We start from the raw sequence: 15,208 nt of genomic DNA on the forward strand, positions 1-15,208 counted from the left end.
AGAGGTGAACGGCACATGAAAACTCTGCCGCACCCGGGTGGCTCTCAACCTCGAAGACTTGGAGGCCAGCCACGCTGGCCCGGCTCTGACCGATACCGCGAATTCCGGACCGCCAATACTGGAACCTGTTATCGTTCGGTCCCGAATGGGAGGGGCGAACCATGCCGCAGGTGGGCGAAGACCGTTATTCGGGAAACATGTTCGGCAGGTGGCGGCGCGGGTGCGGCACGGCGCTGACGCTGCTGACGGCCGCGTTCGTGCTCGGCGGCGTCACGACACCGATCGCGACCGCCACCCCCGACGACTCCGACGCGTTCTACCAGCCGCCCGCCGACCTCGCGGACGCCGCGCCGGGCACGATCCTGCGTACCCGGGAGATCGAACCCAGCTTCTTCCAGGCGCTGCCCATGCGGGTGTCGGCCTGGCAGTTGCTCTACCGCACCACCGACGCCGACGGGCAGCCCTACAGTGCCGTGACCACGGTGTTGAAGTCGGCGGACAATGCCAATCCGTCCGCCGTGCTGTCCTTCCAGAACATGACCGACTCCATTGCGCCGCAATGCATGCCGTCACAGGCGTTGCAGCAGGGGCGCGTGCCCTGGCTCGACCTCTCGCAGCCGAGCATCGACCTGACCACCATGGCCAACGAGTCACCGATGGTGGCCGCGGCGCTGGCGCGCGGCTGGGCGGTGTCGGTGCCCGACTACGGCGGCGTCGACAATCACTTCCTCACCCCGCGCGAACCGGGCTACGTCGTGCTCGACGGACTGCGCGCCGCCGAGAACTTCACGCCCACCGGGCTTTCCGGGGCGGACACCCGCGCCATGCTGTGGGGCTACTCCGGCGGCGGCATCGCCTCCGGCTGGGCCGCGCAGGAGCAGCCGCGCTACGCCCCCGAACTGAATCTGATCGCCGCCGCGCTCGGTGCGCCGGTCGGCGACTTCCGCGCCGGATTGCGTTCCGCCAACGGCACTCCCATCGGCGGCGCGCTGGTGCCGATCGCCCTCATGGGCATGATGCAGGGCGCGCCGGAGTTCACCGCCGCCCTCGACCGCTACCTGACTCCGGCCGGGCAGCAGAAGATCGCCGCCGCGGTCTCCGCCTGCACGCCTCAGAACCTGCTGTCCAACATAGGTTTCGACGCCACCCACTACATGACCGCCTCGCTGGACGAGGTGCTGGCCGACCCGGTGATCAGCGCCGCCATCGACGCCGCGCAACTCGGGGCCGAGACGCCCACCGCTCCGCTCTACGTCTACAACGCGATCAGCGACGAGATCAGCACCATCGGCGGCGTCGACACCCTCGTCTCCACCTACTGCGACAGCGGCACCCCCGTCACCTACCGCCGCGAGCAACTGACCCTCCCGGTCTCCGGCCACACCCTCGAATGGGGCCTGGGCTCACCCGGTGCGCTCGCCTGGCTGCAATCCCGCGCCGATTCCGCCGAAATCCCCACCGGCTGCGACACCCGATCGGTCCCCGAAACCGTGCTGGCTCCCGACTCCCTCACCGCCCTGACCTCGGGAATGCTCGGCGGATCGCTGCGCGCCCTGCTCGGCGGCTGACCCGGCATTCGCGCCCAACCGGACAACTAACCGATAGCGTGGAATTCGCTGCACCCATAGGGTGACTGTGCGAGGCGGGTGTTGGGAACCGCCCGATCAATCACATATCGGAGGGATTTTCATGCGCAAATCGTTGAGCTCCGCCGCTTTGATTGCCGCCGTGGGTGTTTCGGGATTCGCTCTCACCGCGGTCACCGGATCCGGCACCGCCAACGCCGCACCTCAGGATTGCGCCGTCACCAGGGGCATCGTCGACGCCTCCGCGGTCTGCGCGCCCGACGGCGGCAGCAACTACGTACTCCACCTCGACTGCGTGGGCCTCTACGCCAGCGGCCCTTTCCCGCTCTACGCGATCGGCCCGTACCGCATCCTCAGCTATCCCTTCACCCCGTCGGGCGAGCGCATCACCGCCGCCTGCACCGGCATGGGCCCAGGCATTCTCGCCGTCGCCACGAACGCGTATGTAGAGATCTACAACCCGTAGCCGATCGCGCTCCGACTGTTGAAAGCCCCGATGGGCAAGGCTTTCAACAGTCGGCATCGGTCACTGCCGATTCGGTCACCGGAAGAAGCTGCGCAGTTCGGCTGCGACCAGCTCGGGCTTCTCGTCGTTGAGAGCCGCCAGATGGCCGACGCCCGGCAGCGTGACGCGGCGCGCGTTCGGGATCAGGGATTCCAGGGTGTCCTGCGCGGTGCGCAGGTAGCCGATGCTCTTCTCGCCGCCGAGCAGCAGGGTGTCGCAACGTAATCCACCGAAATCCTTGTCGTTGATCACGGTTTCGACAGCACCGGCGTCATATCGCATGGTGGGCAGCAGGTTACGCAGCGGCTCGTCGTCTTCGCCCTTGTCCAGCCGCAGCATGACCGCCATCAGGGGCGTCAGCAGGAATCGGGGGATGTTGGCGATGACACTGCCGGTGTCGCCGGTGCCCTTGGCGACGGTCACGAACGCCGAAGCTGGCCTGTGGTAGTTCATTTCGTGCTCGTAGCGGTCCAGCCAGCCCAGCGGTGAAACACCGTCGGCATCAGCCAGCGGCGGATCGTAGACGGCGAGCTTGGTGATCTGCGGCAGGGCTCGCGCCGCGTGCAACGCGAAGGTCGCGCCCGCACTCAGCCCGAACACATTGTGCGCACCCGTTTCCCGCAGCAGCACCGCGATATCGTCGATCTCGGTCCGGATGCCGTACCCCGGACCGAACGGCCCGCTCATGCCACGGCCTCGCCGGTCGGGCAGATACACCGTGAACTCTGTGGACAACTCGGTGGCCAGGGTTTCGAACCCCTTCGAGGTCATCATCGCCCCGTGCACCAGAATCACCGCGGGCCCGCTCCCGATCCGCCGATACCCGATCCGCGTACCGTCACTGGCCCGAACCACCCCGGTCTCGAACGTCGTGGTCGCTGTCATTGCTGTTGTCTTCATGAACCGAGTGTGCGCACCGCAGCTGTCACCGCACTTGCGCTCGACTGTCGTGGCTCTGGTGCCGGCGGCGGTCATGTCGGCCAGGTTGGGCTACTTGTTCTTGACCGACCACAATGCGGCTGGGGAGCCAGGGGAGTAGGTCATGTTGCCGCCATCGAGGTCGGGGAGGGCGTCGGGGTAGCGGAGGCAGAATTTGTACAACTCGCCGGTGTCGACCCGGTGTCCATTCGAATCGGTGGGGTCGCTGGGTGTGCCGGTGATGGTGCCCGAGGGGGTGGCGTAGGTGAATTGGTCTGTGTTGACGGTGAATCCGGCGTAGCCGCCGATGACCGTCCAGCACGTGGTCGCGCCCGCCTGCACCTCCGACTTCTCCACAACCGAGATGCGGCTGCCCTTCGGGGTCGTGTACGTGCCGGTTTCCACGACATGCTTCGGAGTGAGCAGAGGCAATTTCACGGCGGGGGCATTCGTTCCCTCGGCTGCGATCAGCCGCGCCTGCGACTCGGTCAAAGTGCAAGCGGCAAAGTTGATTCCATCGATGGTGCCGCCGGTCTTCGGCATCGCACCGCACACGGTGGGCCGGGCCGTCAGCCAGGCGCTGTCGTCATCGAGAATCGCCTGCCGATCGGTGGCGGTCGCCTGATCGAACTTCGCTTTCTGCGCGACATCGATCTGCGCGTCGACATCCTCGGTCTGCAGGTCGTAGCAGTGTTCCATATCCGCGGTTGAAGATGCTGTGGCGGAACAGGTTCCGGCGCCCGGCTGCCGCTTCGCCGCCTGCTTGTCCTTGGAGTTCGGCTCTACGATCGGCACGTATCCCGACACCGCAGCGGTACTCGTCGACGGTGATGCGGGAATGGCGGCCGGAGCGACACTGGTCGCGACGGCAGCAGACTTGTCTTTGTCGCCGATGACCCCGGCGAAATACAACCCCCCGACGGTCGCCGCCCCACCCACAACCGCCGCGGCCAGCCCGATCGCCACGGCCCGACCCATCGACCGCCCCCGCTGTCCCTGCGGCGGCAGATAATCCCCCCGAATCGGCTCGAACACGTCGGTGTCCTGCGACCAAATGTCCCGTGACGGAGGATATTCCGGCGACATCGATGTCTCCCCACCCAAAGCTCTACCGGCACATCGAAATCCGATCCGCCCCGCAACGAATCATACAAAGAACCAGGCTGCGGTGGAGTCCCGGAAGGCGCCGAGACGTCCGGGCTCGATCTTGACGGATCCTGGATCATAATGACTGTAGGTCATGTCCGTAGGTCTACAGTGTTGACATGGCGGTGTGGGCGGCGTCTACTGCTCGTCACCGTCGGAGTCATCGTCCTGGTCATCGGGGTGGCGCTCATGCTGGCCGGGATGGCCGGGCACGCCGTCGGCGGACGCCGTCACTACTACTGAAACCGGCACCGGCACTAAAGCATTCAACTCTGGAGCTAGACAATGAGAACCTACGCAAACGAAAATCGAAGGACGCGCGGCGGTAGTCGCTCGGGCATGGGGATCGCGGGCATCGTCACGGTGCTGGTATTCGTGTGGCTGATCATCGGCGCCATCGCCGCGGGGCAACGCCACTACTACGACAGCGCACCCACCAACTGCGCGAGCACCGGAACCATCGCGGAAACCATCGTCGCCGGACCCCTCAACTATCTCGGGATGAACCCGAAGGTCGCTGACTGCCACGTCGACGTGCCGCAACCGAGTCCGTAACCGGGTATCGAACCGACTCATCGGAGGTCCGGGTGCGCGTGGCAGATTGGCTGCTCAGTGCCGCTGAACGCGGCAATCGTGCGACCAGGCTGGATCGGCGCCACCCGGATGGCGCCGCGTGGACCACGGGTAACGAGGTCCGTCCGCTGGTACACGGGGTGTCGTATTTCGCCGAGCTCGTGCGATGTGTGCAGTTGCTGCGCGCCGGAGATCTGCTGCTGTTCACCGACTGGCGTGGCGATCCGGACCAGGCGATGAGCCCGCACGGCATCGATATCTCGAACCTGTTGTGCGCGGCCGCTACTCGCGGAGTGGTGGTCAAGGGCCTGGTCTGGCGTTCGCACCTGGACGCGTTCGCGTTCAGTGAGCAGCAGAACCGTCACCTCGGCGAAGAGATCGAGGCCGCGGGCGGAGAGTGCCTGCGCGATATGCGGGTGCGCCTGGGCGGATCGCACCATCAGAAATTCATGGTGCTCCGCCATCCCGGCCGGCCGCAGCTCGATATCGCGTTCGTCGGTGGCATCGACCTGTGCCACAGTCGCCGCGATGACGGCGACCACCACGGCGACAATCAGCCACAGCCGTTCGCTGCGGCGTACGGCCCGCGCCCGCCTTGGCACGACATCCAGCTCGCGATCCGCGGACCCGCTGTCGGTGATATCGAAACGGTGTTCCGGGAACGGTGGGAGGATCCCGCGCCGCTGATCCGAAACCCGTTCGACCGCACCATCGATGCGCTGCGGCGTGAGGACACCAGGCCCGAAGCGCTCCCCGCGCAGCTGCCCGATCCGCGCCCGCGAGGCTCACACACCGTGCAGGTGCTGCGGACGTATCCGTATCGGCGCGCCGCCCGGTACCCCTTCGCTCCCGAGGGTGAACGCAGCATCGCCCGAGCCTACGAGAAGGTTCTCGCGCGGGCCCACACGCTCATCTACGTGGAGGATCAATACTTGTGGTCGGTGGAGGTCGCCGCCTGTTTCGCCGCAGCATTGCGCGCAAATCCCGGATTGCGTCTCATCGCGGTGCTGCCGCGAGTTCCCGACCAGGACGGACGACTGTCGCAGCCGCCCGATCTGGTCGGCCAGCAACGCGCACTCGACCATATTCGCGCCGCCGGCGGCGACCGCGTTGCTAGCTACGACATCGAAAATGATTCGGGCACACCGGTTTACGTCCATGCCAAGGTGTCCGTCATTGACGATATCTGGGCTTCGGTCGGCTCGGGCAATCTCAACCGCAGATCATGGACCCATGACTCGGAGCTGACCTGCGCGATAGTGGACGACGCCGCCGACCCGCGAATCCCGTTGTCGGTGAGTCGATTCGGGGACCAGGCCCGTGTCTTCGCCCGCGACCTGCGACTGGAACTGGCGCGCGAACACCTCGGCCGAGCCCGCGACGCCGACGCCGACCTCGTCGATCCCCGCACCGCGTTCACCGCGTTCGCCGACAGTGCCGCGTGCCTCGCGCACTGGTACGCCGGGGGTGAACAGGGGCCGCGACCACCGGGCCGGTTGCGGCTCCATGATTCACCTCGGCTGGGCCGGGCAACCCTGGCTTGGGCAACCCCGCTGTATCGGATGTTCTACGACCCGGACGGACGGTCGCGGACGCTTCGGCGCCGCGATTGCTTCTGACCGTCGCCGAGTCGACCGTCCTCGAACGTGTACGACGAAGGAATCATGGCTGACGCCAACCGTTCTCAGGCATTCCCCGCCGAGTCGTCCTCGGCGTCCTCCGGCAACTCGTCGTCCATCGCGGGGCGGATCGCGCAGAACCGCGTCTTCGAGCACTTCGCCCGGGCCGGCTTCGTCATGAGCGGCATCGTGCATCTGATCATCGGCTATCTCGCCATCCGCATCGCTTTCGGCGGTGCGGGCGGCACCGCCGACCAGTCCGGCGCCATGGCGGAGCTGGCTGCCAAGCCTGGTGGCATCCTCGCCCTCTGGACAGCTGTGGCCGCATTCCTGGTGATGGCACTGTGGCGGCTGGCCGAAACAGCGTTCGGCAGCTCGTCCCATCCCGACGCCGACAGCAAGAAGGTCGAAGTCCTCGACCGCCTCAAGGCCTTCTGCGTGGCAGTGGTCTACTTCGCATTCGCGTTGTCCGCGTTGGGATTCGCCCGCGGCCGGGGCAAATCCAGCGGCGCGCAGAGCGCGGGCCTCACCGCGCGCCTCATGCACACCACCACGGGCACGGTGGGCCTCGTCGCGGGTGGGCTGATCATCATCGCCATCGGCGGCTACCACGTCTACAAGGGGATCAGCCAGCACTTCCTGACGGATTTAAAGGGCATCACCAGCGATTTCGTGCGTTGGCTCGGCACGATCGGATACCTCGCGAAGGGCCTGGCCATCGCCGCCGCCGGACTGTTGATAATCCTCGCCGCCAATCAATCCCAGCCGAACCGTGCCACCGGCCTCGACGGCGCGTTCAAAACGCTTGGCGCACAACCCTTCGGCGCGGTCCTCCTCGTCGTCGCGGGGCTGGGCATCATCACCTACGGCCTCTACAGTTTCGCGATGGCCCGCTACGTCAAAATGTAGAATCTGCTGAGCGGTCTCACCGTGTGCTCGTACCCGGTATCGGCCTGTCATTACGGGTGCAGTGGAATGTCTCCGCTCGCGGGAACGCAGGGTGCTGGTGGGTCCTCGCCGTAGATCTTGTTCAGCAGGTCCTTGATCGGGCCGAAGGCCGCGGTTTCCAGTGACTGCTCGGTCGGGGTGTTCATGCAGTAGCTGGGTCCGGCCGTGCCGTCGGGGGCGATCTCGCTCGCCACCGATTTCGACAGGTGCGGGTCGGCCTGGGTTACCCGCCCGCAGGCCGAGTCGTCCTGTTGGACATGGCAGTCCATCCAGTCGACCGCGTAGTTCACCGACACCGCCACCGAGTAGGTGGCCTGCGGCACGATGAAATCGATGTTCGCGGTGTCGCCGTGGCTGCCGCCCAGCAGGGTCAGCGTCTGCAGTGCGGCGTTTCCGCTGCCGTGGCGGCGCAGCCAGTCGTACCAGGCCTTGTCACCCAGTGGACCGTCGGTGAGGTTCAGACCGATATTGGCGCCACCGAAATTGAAGTTGTTGAGCCCGGTGATGCCCGCGATCGTCATACCGGGGATATCGATGTCGGCGGTCTGGATCTGCGTCGGCACAATGGAATTGAAGACCGGTGACAGGGCCGACATGACCACGGCGGCAGCCGGTTTCGGAAGCGGGCGGCCATCCATGCCCTTGCCCTCGCCGACATCCTTCAGATAGTGCGTCAGCCCCAGCGAGCCCTGCGACTGCGACCAGACACCGACTCGATCCAGATCGACCAGATCCAGTGCGGGATTGCGGATATTGTCGCCCTCGGGGGCATAGGCGGGGTCGTACAGCTTGCCGATGCGCGGAATGTGCACGGTATTCCAGAAATTGACCGGATCGGACGTGTCGCCCAGGAACGATTCGGTGGTCGGCGCGTTTCCGATGTCGTCGTTGAACACCCAGCGCATCACGTCCTCGACGTCGCGGCAGATGCCGGAGGACGCGCAATAGGGGACGTTGAACGGGATTTCCTGGTCCAGGACGGTGCCGTCGCTGGCGCCCTGTCCGGCCTCGTCGTAGGTCAGGCCGATATAGCCGCGCGTCACGGCGGTCTCGGTCCAGGCGTAGTACGCCGACTGCGGTACCGCGGCGCCGTTGGTGAAGACGGTCATCGGGTACTTCTCGGTATTGCCGGGGTCGAGTGCGCCCTCGGGGTACCAGAGGGTCGCGGCCATCCGCAGCCCGCGCGAGTCGATGATCTGGATCTTGCGGGCGGTGCCGGTCTTGAAGACCGCGCCGGGTGTGTCACCGGAAACGCAGACGCCGTCCTCGTTCTGGTACCAGACATCACCTTCGGCGCGCACACACGGATAGCGGAACTGCCCGGTCAACCCGACATTGCCCGCGCTGTGGGCGGGTGAGTCGACCTCGAGGGCGTTGTCCTCGGGAGAACCCCACTGCCCGTTGTGACTCCAGTTCGGAACGAACAGCCGATTCACCGGCAGCAGTCCCGCACCCGCGATGGTCGGGATCTGGTGCACGGTCATATCGATGAGCTTCTGCAGGGTGTCGCGCAATCGGTCCTGGCCGTCGGTCCCCTGATACTGGGCCGGGTCGAGCATGGTCGCCAGATTGACGCCCGCACGACCGGGCAAGGTGGCCAACTGTTGCCACCAGTACTGCTGCTCGGCCGGATTGGGGAGGTCACGCTGATACCCCATCAGCAGCGTTGCCATGTTCTGCAATAGGTACTGCGGGTCGGCAGGCCCGGTCGCCACTGTCGGCGCGGTCTCGGCGGGCGCATCCGCGGCAGGATCCGCCAATGCCCGCGGTCCCGCCGCGATCACCGATGCGGCCGTGAAAGCCACCGCGATACCGCGCAACCACCACCCGGACGAACGGATGGACGTCAATCCCATTGTCTGCCTTCCTCACCGAACCGTGGCGACGCCACGAACAGTCGTTTTCAGAGGGCTGACCATCGAGCAACGCCGCCCGGGACAAACATGACGGATCGGACGTCGAAATGATGTAGTCCATCACCAGACTGGCGGCTATAGACGAACGTCTGGCGGAAAAAATCCACCCGGGAACCGCTCGGCGGCGTGGTCACGGGCGAGCCGGGGTACCGTGACGGCTGCTCGTGATCGTTGGGGTTGAGAGGTTTTTCGTGGCACTGGGGTGGGTAACCGAGCGGACCGTAAAGGACCGATCGGAGGTCGCGGATCCGGACCTGAACACACTGAACGAAGTTCGTCCCGAGCGCGGTCGGCCTCGATTACCGGCACAGCGAGTGCGCTCAGCGCGTACAGATCTCATCGTTGCCGGTGGTTATTTGTCGCTGGCGGTTTTCGTGCTTTCCCGGCTGTGGCTGCGCCCCCGTGACAGTTACCTGATCAAGAGCGATCAGGACCAAACCCTGTTCGAGTGGCTCTTCGCCCTCACGGCGCACAACATCACCCACTTCGAGGGTATTTTCAGCACGTCGCTGGAGAACTATCCCGACGGCGTGAACCTGATGGCCAATACCCTCACATACGGTTTCGGCATACCGTTCACGCCGGTCACCCTGCTGTTCGGGCCCGCCGTCACCTTCGTATCGGCGCTCACCCTCGGCTTGTCCGGCACCGCGTTCGCCTGGTATCTGGTCTTCTCGCGCGAGCTGGTGACCTCCCAATTCGCTGCGGCACTTGGTGGATTGTTCTGCGGGTTCGCGCCCGCCATGATCTCCCACGGCAATGCCCACCCGAATTTCGTTGTGCTGGCAGTGCTTCCGTTCATCGCGATGCGGATCATCAAGATGGCGCGGCACGCGAACGACGCTCCGGAGCTGGGCACAGCGCCGCGACCGCGCGATTCCATCGTGCTGGGCCTGCTGGTCGCGCTACAGATCTCGCTCGGTGAAGAGCCGCTGCTGATCTTCGCCCTGGCCTTCGCCGTCTTTGCCCTGATCTACCTCGGCACCCGGCGCGCCATCCTGCGCACACTGCGTGCGATCGCGCGGCCCATACTGCTGGCGGCGCTGATCACGCTGACACTCACCGCGATTCCGCTGTGGTGGCAGTTCTTCGGACCGCAGTCGTATCGATTCATCGGACGCGGCCGGGTGGGCAATGACATCCTCGCGCCGTTCCAGTTCTCGTCGCAATCGGTAGGCAGCATGATCTCGTTCGGCCCGGATGTGAGCATCAATCCGACCGAGCACAATTCCTACTTCGGCTGGCCGCTACTGCTGCTCGTCGCCGTGACCGCCTGGTTCCTGCGGCGTGAGCGCGTGGTGCGGGCCGCCCTGACCGTCATCGTGGTGTTCACGGTGTTGTCCTTGGGCGTGGTGCTGTCCTTCGGCGGCAAACTCCATATGGTGCCCATGCCGTGGCTGATATTCGGGTGGGTCTCGCCGCTGAACGGGATCATCGAATCACGGTTCACCATGGCGGCCGTTCCGGCTATCGCGATAATCCTGACCCTGGGCACCCAGCGGGCGATAGAACAGTGGCGTACCTCCACCACCAGGTGGCGGCCCGTGGCCTGGTTCGGCGTGCTGGCCTTCGCGCTGCTGCCCCTCGCACCGACCATGCTGCCCGTGGTGAAACGTACCCCGACACCCGCCTTCTTCGCCGATGGCACTGTGCGACAGTATGTTTCGCACGGATCCGTGATGATCGTGCCGCCATCCACCGCGGTCGACGCGGTCGCGCTGCGGTGGCAGGTCGACGCCGACTTCAGCTTCCCGCTCGTGGGTGGCTACTTCGTCGGTCCGAGCGGCGCGGACAAAGCGGTTCACTACGGTGCCGTCGCCCGGCCCACCGGCAACCTGCTCACCCTGGTCCGGATGTTCAACACGGTCCCGGTCATCGACCAGGCCCTGCGCGATCAGGCCATCTCGGACCTGCGTTACTGGCACGCCGATGTGCTCGTCCTGCCCACCGACAGTGATGTCCTGCACCGCACCGTGGATCAACTGGTGGGTTTTCCAGCCGAGCGGGTGGACGGTGTGTGGCTGTGGGATGTGCGCGGCCTCGTCGGCCGATAAGACTGCGTCGCAGATCAATTCGTGCCGGTTCCGACCCGCTCACGGCTGGAGCACTACACCTGGTATTGCATGGTCGGCGGCCGGGTTTTGAACGTCGGATTCAGGTTGGCTTTCTCCAGCCCCCGACGCACTTTGGTGCTACTTTCGGTGCTACCGGAGGTAGTCTGCACTGTATGAGTCAGAACTTGTCGGTGAAGGTGCCCGACGAACTCGATGCGCGCCTACGGGCAGCGGCGGGCGGCAACGTGTCGCAGTTTGTCCTCGAAGCGATCGAGGACAAACTCGAACGGCAAATGTGGGAGCAGTCCAAGCAGGTTGACGCCCTGCTCGGCATCGACGATGGATGGCTGGCGGCAGAGAAGGCCGCCGTAGAGCAGGTCGCCCGTGCAGCAAGGTGAGATTCGGCCCCGCCTCGACGCCGGACCGGTGACGGCCTACGTTGTCGTGCTGTCAGGTCCGCGGTATCTCGCCGCGAAGAAGGGGCGCGCAGTGGTGTGTCGGGTGGTGCCCGGTGTGGTGCCGGAAGACTTCACCGGTGTGCATCGTGTCCGATATCGAGACGCCGCCGGTACCGACACGATCGGAGTCGCGGTGCCGGATTTGGTTCATTGGATACCGGAGTCTGGACTGGGCCCGGTAGCGGGGCACGTCAGCGACCTGCCCGAGTTGCTACGAACAGTCGGCGCGCTGTTCCGCTGACTTGTCGAACCCTGGAACTGGGACCGACCGTACCAGCGGCCCTTGCGCTTTGGGGAACAAACCTGACCTGTGGAATGAGGCTTCCTGCCTGTGCCCTCGGCAGGATTCGAACCTGCGACACCCGCTTTAGGAGAGCGGTGCTCTATCCCCTGAGCTACGAGGGCTTGACCGCCGGTCGGATGGGGGACCGGGTGGTCGTCGGGGAGTCTACCCGGTGGGGGGTGTCGGGGCCGCATCTGTTGGGGAGGTGCGGGTCAGTGGGGGTGGGTGAGGGTGTGGCGGGCTCGTTCGGGGGTCATGTGGGCGGCGCGGTGTTCGGATTCATGCCTTGGTGGCGGTGGCGATGATGTAGTCGGCCCAGGGGCCCCAGGCCAGCAGGCCGGGGCGGCTGAAGGTGGCGCGCAGTAGGGGGTTGACGCGGCGCATGTCGGGGTCGCGTAGGCGTTTGCCGAGGTAGCGGGCCAACGGTTCGTAGACGTCGCGGCGGATGGAGTAGACGGTCACGTCGGTGAAACCCGTTGCCAGGAGGGCTTTTCGGTAGCGGTGCAGGTCCATTACGTCGCGGTCCGGGGTGCGGCCGGGGAGATCCTGGGTGGACAGGGCCAGGTCGGTGACCGGGTTCGGGCGGGCGGTGATGTCGGCGGTGACCAGTTTGCCGCCGGGTTCCAGGACTCGATGTGCTTCGGCGAAAAACTTTGCGCGGGAGGGGAAGTGGAAGGCCGACTCCAGGGCGGTGACCTTGGTGCAGGAGGCGTCGGGGCGCGGGAGGTCGACGGCGGAGCCGTATTCGAAGCGGATGCGGTCGGACAGGCCCAGTTCGGCGGCGCGGCGGGTGGCGATCTCGATCTGCTCGGTGGCGATGTTCATGCCGATGATCTGCTTCGGGCCGAATTCGCGGGCCCACAGGAAATCCTGGTCGCCGTAACCGAATCCGACATCGAGCTGGATGTCGGCGGGGCCGAGGTTCGCCTCGCGAGCGACCAGGCGGGCCAGGTCGCGGCTGGCCTCGTCGAGGCTGGCCGGATTGTCGCGCCAGTAGCCGAGATTGATGAACAGCGAATCCTCGCCGAACAGGTTGCGGGGGCCGACGATGTCGTAGACGCGGCCGACCCGGGTGCCCGCCGGGAGCAGCGGCACCTTGGCCCACTCCACCCATTCGCGGGCCCAGCGGCCGGTGCGCTCGGGCAGGGTCTCGACGGGGATGGCGGCGGTGGTCGACAGCATTGGGACCCTCCGAAGATCGGACCCGGACGAGCCGTCTGCGTCTCAGACGATCTAGCGCCGGACTGGGAACAGTCTCAGACAGTTGGGGTTCCGAGTCAAGGGCCCGTAGCGTGCCGCCGATCAACCGTCGCAGCGGGTCACCGCTCCCGCGCGGCCTGCCCCTGCTCGTAGTCGCCGGGCTCGAATGTATTTGTCTTCCAACGGAACAGCGCCGTCGCACCGGGCCAGTTGTTGGTGATCCGCCCGGACGCGTTGCGATACCAGCTGGAGCAGAAGTTCCAGGGCGTGTCCTTCAAGCGGCGTTGCAACCAGTCGTCCCACGCCTGCTCGGCCGCGGGGCGCGCGGCCAGGAACCGGCCGGGCCGGTCGGCCAGATACTCGACCACCTGGCGGATGTAGCGCGACTGCGACTCCAGCATGTAGATGATCGAACCCGAACCCACATTGGTGTTCGGGCCGTACATCATGAACAGGTTCGGGAAACCGGGCACCGACATGCCGAGGAACGCGCGCGCACCCTCCGGCGTCCACTCGTCGGTCAGCTTGCGGCCTTGCAGCCCATAGATATTCATCGGCGCGAGGAACTCGGTGCCCTTGAATCCGGTGCCGTAGACGATTACATCCACCGGGTGCTCGACACCGTCGGCGGTGCGAATCCCATTGGCTGTCACGGCTTCGATGGCCGTGGTCTCGACGCTCACATTGTCCTGCGCGAGGGCGGGGAAGTACTCATTGGAGAACAACCCGCGCTTGCAGCCCGCGGCGTAATCGGGAGTCAGCTTGGCGCGCAACGCCTCATCGGGGATCTGCTCACGTCGATGCCGGTCGGCGATCGCGATCACCGGCGACTTGATCGCCGGAATATCGGTCAGCGCCAACGCCATTACTTCGAAGAACGTCCAGATGGCGAAGCGCTCCGCCAGTCGCGTCAGCGGAATCCGCTGGAACAGCGCGTGATGCAGCGGCGTGTATTCGGTGTCGAACTTGGGCAGCACCCAGGCGGCCGAACGCTGGAACAGCGTCAGCTGTGCGACCTGCGGCTGGATCGCCGGAATGTATTGAATGGCACTGGCTCCCGTGCCGATGCACGCCACCCGCTTACCGGTGAGATCGACCGAGTGATCCCATTCGGCCGAGTGGAATGCCGCGCCGGTGAACGAGTCGATGCCGGGCAGGTTGGGCAGCGCGGGCCGGGAGAGTTGCCCGACGGCGGGGATCAGGACGTCGGCGACGTGGGTGACGCCGTCGGCGGTGTGCACCCGCCATTTCCCGGTGGCTTCGTCGAATTCGGCGTCGAGCACCTCGGTGCCGAAGCGGATGTGCGCGGGCAGCTCGTGCTTCTCGGCGACCGTGCGCATGTACTCGTGGATGTCGTGCTGATGCGAAAACCGGCGCGGCCAATCGGATTTCGGCTCGAACGACCACGAGTACAGCGGGGACGGCACATCGCAGGCCGCGCCCGGGTAGGTGTTCTCGCGCCACACTCCGCCGAGGTCGGCGGCCTTCTCCAGGATTGTGAAGTTCGACAACCCGTGGCGCTGCAACTCCAGCGCCATGCCCAGCCCGGCGAAGCCGGCGCCGATGATCAGGATGGACGGTTCTCGCGTCATATCAGCAACGGTAGGGGCATCGGCGCTGGTCATCCAGAGAACGCCGGTCAGTGAATCGATATTTTCGGCCACGCGCGCATGTTGTCGGCGAATCCGGCCCGGGGTCGGCTCGACCGGCATCCCTCACGGCGCACTGTCCGGGTCAGTGAACCCATCTGACCTGCGAACGCCGGTCTCGACTGGACAGTTGTACGTCGTACTACCTATATTCACGGAAGATCTTGCTCCAATTTGCTTGTCCTGGTTGGTGATTGGTTATTCTGCGGCGCCGCAGGGGGTGTCGTGGCGCATCGACGCCGATCAGGATTGCGGAGCCGGCTGGTCGTCGTGTTGGGCGGCGGACGGTCGGCGACAGTGGCTGCGGGCGGCGAAGGTGGGGTTTGCCGCCCGCAGCTTGTCGTCACACGCGT

At 65.7% G+C, this 15,208-nt stretch carries 13 protein-coding genes and 1 tRNA gene; 8 read left to right on the forward strand and 6 right to left on the reverse strand.

All coding sequences use genetic code 11. The annotated features are described in order from the left end of the window. Window positions 1-170 precede the first annotated feature (170 nt). Both OG300_RS36155 and OG300_RS36160 read left to right on the forward strand, forming a co-directional pair. Window positions 171-1,568, forward strand: a complete 1,398-nt coding sequence (locus tag OG300_RS36155) for a lipase family protein (RefSeq protein WP_405488888.1) — start codon at window positions 171-173, stop codon at window positions 1,566-1,568. Window positions 1,569-1,689: 121 nt separating this feature from the next. Then, window positions 1,690-2,052, forward strand: a complete 363-nt coding sequence (locus OG300_RS36160; RefSeq protein WP_405488890.1) for a hypothetical protein — start codon at window positions 1,690-1,692, stop codon at window positions 2,050-2,052. A gap of 75 nt (window positions 2,053-2,127) precedes the next feature. On the opposite strand, the gene OG300_RS36165 is transcribed toward OG300_RS36160, so the two are convergent. Together OG300_RS36165 and OG300_RS36170 are read right to left on the reverse strand one after the other, a co-directional pair. Next, window positions 2,128-2,991 carry an alpha/beta fold hydrolase gene (locus OG300_RS36165; RefSeq protein ID WP_405488892.1) on the reverse strand — a complete coding sequence of 288 codons (864 nt, stop codon included), beginning with the start codon at window positions 2,989-2,991 and terminating at the stop codon, window positions 2,128-2,130. 90 nt (window positions 2,992-3,081) lie between these two features. Then, a complete protein-coding gene (locus tag OG300_RS36170) occupies window positions 3,082-4,044 on the reverse strand; it encodes a lysozyme inhibitor LprI family protein (RefSeq protein WP_405488894.1) in 963 nt (320 codons plus the stop codon). A gap of 192 nt (window positions 4,045-4,236) precedes the next feature. Between OG300_RS36170 and OG300_RS36175 the strand changes: the two genes are divergently transcribed. From OG300_RS36175 to OG300_RS36190, 4 genes are all read left to right on the forward strand, one after another. Further along, window positions 4,237-4,398 (forward strand): DUF6131 family protein, encoded by a 162-nt coding sequence (locus OG300_RS36175; protein ID WP_405488896.1) that lies wholly within the window; start codon window positions 4,237-4,239, stop codon window positions 4,396-4,398. 96 nt (window positions 4,399-4,494) lie between these two features. After that, window positions 4,495-4,710 (forward strand): hypothetical protein, encoded by a 216-nt coding sequence (locus tag OG300_RS36180; RefSeq protein WP_405488898.1) that lies wholly within the window; start codon window positions 4,495-4,497, stop codon window positions 4,708-4,710. Between the two features lie 32 nt (window positions 4,711-4,742). After that, the gene (locus OG300_RS36185; protein ID WP_405488900.1) at window positions 4,743-6,347 is read left to right on the forward strand and encodes a phospholipase D-like domain-containing protein; all 1,605 of its coding nucleotides are present in this window, start codon (window positions 4,743-4,745) and stop codon (window positions 6,345-6,347) included. 45 nt (window positions 6,348-6,392) lie between these two features. Then, window positions 6,393-7,256, forward strand: a complete 864-nt coding sequence (locus OG300_RS36190) for a DUF1206 domain-containing protein (RefSeq protein WP_405488902.1) — start codon at window positions 6,393-6,395, stop codon at window positions 7,254-7,256. A 50-nt stretch (window positions 7,257-7,306) separates the two neighbouring features. On the opposite strand, the gene OG300_RS36195 is transcribed toward OG300_RS36190, so the two are convergent. Beyond that, on the reverse strand, window positions 7,307-9,151 hold the full coding sequence (locus OG300_RS36195; RefSeq protein WP_405488904.1) for a hypothetical protein: 1,845 nt from the start codon (window positions 9,149-9,151) through the stop codon (window positions 7,307-7,309). Between the two features lie 434 nt (window positions 9,152-9,585). On the opposite strand from OG300_RS36195, the gene OG300_RS36200 reads away from it, so the two are divergent. Continuing rightward, entirely contained in the window at window positions 9,586-11,265 is a 1,680-nt protein-coding gene (locus OG300_RS36200; protein WP_405488906.1) for a glycosyl transferase, read from the forward strand. A 173-nt stretch (window positions 11,266-11,438) separates the two neighbouring features. Beyond that, window positions 11,439-11,663: a hypothetical protein gene (locus tag OG300_RS36205; protein ID WP_405488908.1), complete on the forward strand. Its 225-nt coding sequence runs from the start codon at window positions 11,439-11,441 to the stop codon at window positions 11,661-11,663. A gap of 392 nt (window positions 11,664-12,055) precedes the next feature. On the opposite strand, the gene OG300_RS36210 is transcribed toward OG300_RS36205, so the two are convergent. The 3 genes from OG300_RS36210 to OG300_RS36220 all read right to left on the reverse strand — a co-directional run bounded on the left by OG300_RS36210 (window position 12,056) and on the right by OG300_RS36220 (window position 14,798). Continuing rightward, a tRNA-Arg gene (locus tag OG300_RS36210) sits at window positions 12,056-12,128 on the reverse strand. A 157-nt stretch (window positions 12,129-12,285) separates the two neighbouring features. After that, complete coding sequence (locus OG300_RS36215; RefSeq protein ID WP_405488910.1) at window positions 12,286-13,188, reverse strand: SAM-dependent methyltransferase; 903 nt, start codon at window positions 13,186-13,188, stop codon at window positions 12,286-12,288. A gap of 137 nt (window positions 13,189-13,325) precedes the next feature. Continuing rightward, window positions 13,326-14,798 (reverse strand): flavin-containing monooxygenase, encoded by a 1,473-nt coding sequence (locus OG300_RS36220; RefSeq protein WP_405488912.1) that lies wholly within the window; start codon window positions 14,796-14,798, stop codon window positions 13,326-13,328. Window positions 14,799-15,208 lie beyond the last annotated feature (410 nt).

The sequence above is a fragment of the Nocardia sp. NBC_00511 genome, assembly GCF_045161165.1.
Classification (GTDB): Bacteria; Actinomycetota; Actinomycetes; order Mycobacteriales; family Mycobacteriaceae; genus Nocardia.

Bases quoted from the DNA above. Each gene is read 5' to 3' on its own strand.
- OG300_RS36160 (WP_405488890.1), top strand. From the start codon at position 1,690: ATGCGCAAATCGTTGAGCTCCGCCGCTTTGATTGCCGCCGTGGGTGTT.
- OG300_RS36165 (WP_405488892.1), bottom strand. From the start codon at position 2,991: ATGAAGACAACAGCAATGACAGCGACCACGACGTTCGAGACCGGGGTG.
- OG300_RS36175 (WP_405488896.1), top strand. From the start codon at position 4,237: ATGACTGTAGGTCATGTCCGTAGGTCTACAGTGTTGACATGGCGGTGT.
- OG300_RS36180 (WP_405488898.1), top strand. From the start codon at position 4,495: ATGGGGATCGCGGGCATCGTCACGGTGCTGGTATTCGTGTGGCTGATC.
- OG300_RS36190 (WP_405488902.1), top strand. From the start codon at position 6,393: ATGGCTGACGCCAACCGTTCTCAGGCATTCCCCGCCGAGTCGTCCTCG.
- OG300_RS36195 (WP_405488904.1), bottom strand. From the start codon at position 9,151: ATGGGATTGACGTCCATCCGTTCGTCCGGGTGGTGGTTGCGCGGTATC.
- OG300_RS36205 (WP_405488908.1), top strand. From the start codon at position 11,439: ATGAGTCAGAACTTGTCGGTGAAGGTGCCCGACGAACTCGATGCGCGC.
- OG300_RS36215 (WP_405488910.1), bottom strand. From the start codon at position 13,188: ATGCTGTCGACCACCGCCGCCATCCCCGTCGAGACCCTGCCCGAGCGC.
- OG300_RS36220 (WP_405488912.1), bottom strand. From the start codon at position 14,798: ATGACGCGAGAACCGTCCATCCTGATCATCGGCGCCGGCTTCGCCGGG.